At 71.2% G+C, this 3,772-nt stretch carries 1 protein-coding gene; it reads left to right on the forward strand.

Annotated features, from left to right (window positions below):
• The first annotated feature begins 401 nt into the window (after window positions 1-401).
• Window positions 402-3,764 carry a sensor histidine kinase gene (locus RND61_RS32310; RefSeq protein WP_315881735.1) on the forward strand — a complete coding sequence of 1,121 codons (3,363 nt, stop codon included), beginning with the start codon at window positions 402-404 and terminating at the stop codon, window positions 3,762-3,764.
• Window positions 3,765-3,772: the final 8 nt, after the last annotated feature.

A 3,772-nucleotide genomic window follows, 5' to 3' on the forward strand; every position in this document is an offset into this window, starting at 1 on the left:
GTTGAAGTAGGCGCCCCGGGGCGGGCGGAGTGGTCCGCCCCGGCCCGCTGATCAACAAGTGGGCGCACGGATACGGCAGTTGTCGTAGGCGCTCGGGGGGCGGGCTGTGTCGTCCGACACGGCCCGCCCGCACGTTCATAACGTTTCGACAGAGAATTGCAACCTCTCGGACACGAGACGCATCCACATGGTGTCGCTGCGCTCACATGGGGCCCGCTTTTTGACGGCTCATGCTCTTTATGCCCGTTTTATCTGTCGTGCGGACCGTCGGTAATCGCTCGATCGGGCTGTTTGGAACGCGGCCGCTTTACGTGCTGCAATGCACGAACTCCTGAGTAGTACGGCTCTGAAGCAGAAGAACGGCACATCGTAGGTGCCGACGCCGAGAGGTTGTTGGTCGAGTGAGGCGAAGCACGAAAAGCGCCGCGGAGCAGCAGGCGCGGGGGAACTTCACCCCGCCGCCGCGCACGGCGGCGCCGCCTGCGGATGCGCCCGTGACACCCCCGGCCGGTCCCGCCCCCGCCGGCGGCAGCCCCAGCCGGTTCTCCCCCCGCCACTGGCACGTGGCGACGCGTCTGAACGCCATCCTCCTCGTGCCCGTGCTGGTCGGCCTGGTGATGGGCGGCTTCCAGGTGAAGACGGCCGTCGACACCTGGCAGGAGGCGCGGGACGCGGAGAAGACCGCGCGCATCGTGCAGGCCGCCTCCGAGTACGGCCAGGCGCTGCTCAACGAGCGCGACCTCACCGCGGAGCCGCTGCTCACCGCCACGAGCGAGTCCGCCCGGGAGGCGAGCGCCGTCACCGACGCGTACGCCGCCACGGACGCCGCGAAGCGGAAGTTCGACGGGGCCGTCCAGGACATGCCCGAGGGACAGGGCCTGGAGCGCCGCCTCCAGCTCTTCCGCACGGAGGAGCCGCAGCTCCAGGACCTGCGGAAGGCCGCGTACACCAAGGCCCTGGACCCGGTGAAGACCGAAGAGGGCTACACCCGGGTCCAGCACGTGCTCATGGAGTTCTCCAACGAGCTCGGCCTGGGCACCGGCAACATCACGAGCTTCGGCCGCACCGTCTACGCCATCCAGCTCGCCAAGGCCGCCGAGTCGCTCCAGCGCTCGATCGGCATGCACCTGCTGCTCCGGCCGAGCGAGGACGACGAGGTCTTCAAGGCCCAGTCGAAGGCGTTCAACTCGTACAAGTACCTGGAGGACATCGCCATCGGCGAGTTCGTCTCCGGCGGTACGCAGGAGGACGTCGACCGGCTCACCGAGGTGATGACCGGCAAGGCGCAGGACGGCGCCAAGGAGTTCGCCGCCTCCGGCGTGCAGCCGCCGGTCGCCCAGACGGCCTCGGGTGAGAAGTCGGTCTTCGAGGGCATGGCCGTCGAGATCGGCAAGGCCGAGGACGCCGGCGACATCAGGGCGCTCGTCAAGCGCAAGCAGGGCGGAGTTACCCCCGAGACCTGGATGGCCGTCGCCACCGGCAAGTTCGACGGGTACACCGAGGTCGAGACCGAGCTGCTCACCAAGGCGCTCAACGAGGCCACCCGGATCGCCGACGAGGCCCGGACGGACGCGTTCGTCAACGGCGGCATCGTCGTGGTCGCGCTGCTCGCCGCCTTCGTCCTGGCCGCCCTCATGGCGCGCCAGATGAGCCGCTCCATGCGCCGCCTGCGCCACGCCGCGCTCGGCGTCGCGGAGCAGCGCCTGCCGATGCTGGTCGACCAGCTCTCGCGGACCGACCCGGGCAAGGTCGACACGCGGGTCGAGCCGATCCCGATCGACACGCGCGACGAGATCGGCGAGGTCGCGCGGGCCTTCGACCAGGTCCACCGCGAGGCCGTCCGGCTCGCCGCCGAGCAGGCCCTGCTGCGGGGCAACGTCAACGCGATCTTCACCAACCTGTCGCGGCGCAACCAGTCCCTGATCGAGGGTCAGCTGACGCTGATCACGGACCTGGAGAACAACGAGGCCGACCCCGACCAGCTGGAGAACCTCTTCAAGCTGGACCACCTGGCCACCCGCATGCGCCGCAACGGCGAGAACCTGCTGATCCTCGCCGGCGAGGAGCCGGGCCGCCGCTGGGACCAGCCGGTCCCCCTGGTCGACGTCATGCGCGCCGCCACCTCCGAGGTGGAGCAGTACGAGCGCATCGAGCTGTCGGGCGTTCCCGAGGCGGAGATCCACGGCCAGGCCGTGACCGACCTCGTGCACCTGCTGGCCGAGCTGCTGGAGAACGCCACCACGTTCTCGTCGCCGCAGACCAAGGTGCGCGTCACCGCGACGCGGCTGCCCGACGGCCGCGTGATGATCGAGATCCACGACAAGGGCATCGGCCTCACCGCCGAGGACTTCGCGGACATCAACCACAAGCTGGCCAATCCGCCGACGGTGGACGTCGCGGTCTCCCAGCGCATGGGCCTCTTCGTGGTCGGCCGCCTCGCCGACCGGCACGGCATCCGCGTCCAGCTGCGCCCCTCGGGCGAGCAGGCCGGTACGACGTCGCTGGTCATGCTGCCGGACGCGATCACCCACGGTGGTGGCGGCGAGCCGCTGCAGGAAGACTTCACGGTCTCCCAGATCATCCCGGAGCAGCAGGCGTACGAGGCCGCCCCGATGCGGACGGCCGCGGAGCTCGGCTTCGACGACTCCCGCTACGAGCCGCAGCAGGACGGCGCCGCGATGGACCCGGTGGGCCGCTCCCTGAGGCGCGGGGGACGCCGTGCCGCACTCGGCGCGCAGTTGCAGGGCGGGCCGTCGCACGACGACCGGGAGCAGGAGCGGTACGAGGGCGGCCACGAGGCCCCGTACGAGCAGCGGGGCGCCCAGCAGCCGTACGGGCAGGGCGGCTACGAACAGCAGCCCGGCTACGGCGATTCCCAGCCGCAGGAGGGCTACCAGGGCGACGGCGCGGGCTACCCCGGCGGCGCCGGTCACCAGGACGGCGGCTACCAGAGCGCCGGTCACCAGGACGGCGGCTACCAGGGCGACGGCTACGGCGCCGAGGACGCGTACCGGAACGGCGGCGGGTACCACGGGGACGGCTACGCGAACGGCGGTGACTATGCCACCGGCGAGTACCCGGGGCCCGCGTATGCGGAAGGCGGCTTCGCCGGCCGCGACGCCGAGCAGCCGTCGTACGGCAACCAGTTCGAGGCCCAGCCCGACCAGGGCGGGTGGCCTGTGCAGCAGACGTACCAGGGCGGCTACGACGGCGGCTACGGCGGCGAACCGGAATCCGCTCAGGGCGTTCCCGCGAACGAGCGGGACCGCGTAGGCTTCGACCGTCCGGGTTCCGTGCCCAACGCCGAGCACGAGCTGACCGGCGCGGGGCTGCCGCGCCGCGGCAGCCAGCGGCCGGCGGACCGGCCGAGCCGGGACCGGGGCCACCAGCAGGACACCGCGGACGAGCACGCCCAGCCGGCCGGGCAGGTTCCCCAGAGCGACGCGGACGACTCCGGCGCCTGGCGTTCGACCAACGACGAACGCTGGCAGCGGGCCGTGAAGCTCAAGGAGCCGAAGGCCGGCGGGGTCACTGCTTCCGGGCTGCCCCGGCGGGTTCCCAAGGCCAACCTCGTCGAGGGAACCGCGGAGCAGACCCCGCAGGGCGGCCCGCAGGTCTCCCGCGCCCCCGAGGACGTCCGCGGCAGGTTGAGCAACCTGCGGCGGGGTGTCCAGCAGGGGCGCAACGCGGGAACGGACATGAACGGATCGGCCACTTACGATCGACACAGTGGCCCGGGTAGTACCTACAACCAGGAGCGTTAGTGTGAGCC

Origin of the sequence: Streptomyces tamarix, assembly GCF_032423885.1 — a bacterium.
In the GTDB taxonomy this organism is placed as follows: domain Bacteria; phylum Actinomycetota; class Actinomycetes; order Streptomycetales; family Streptomycetaceae; genus Streptomyces; species Streptomyces tamarix.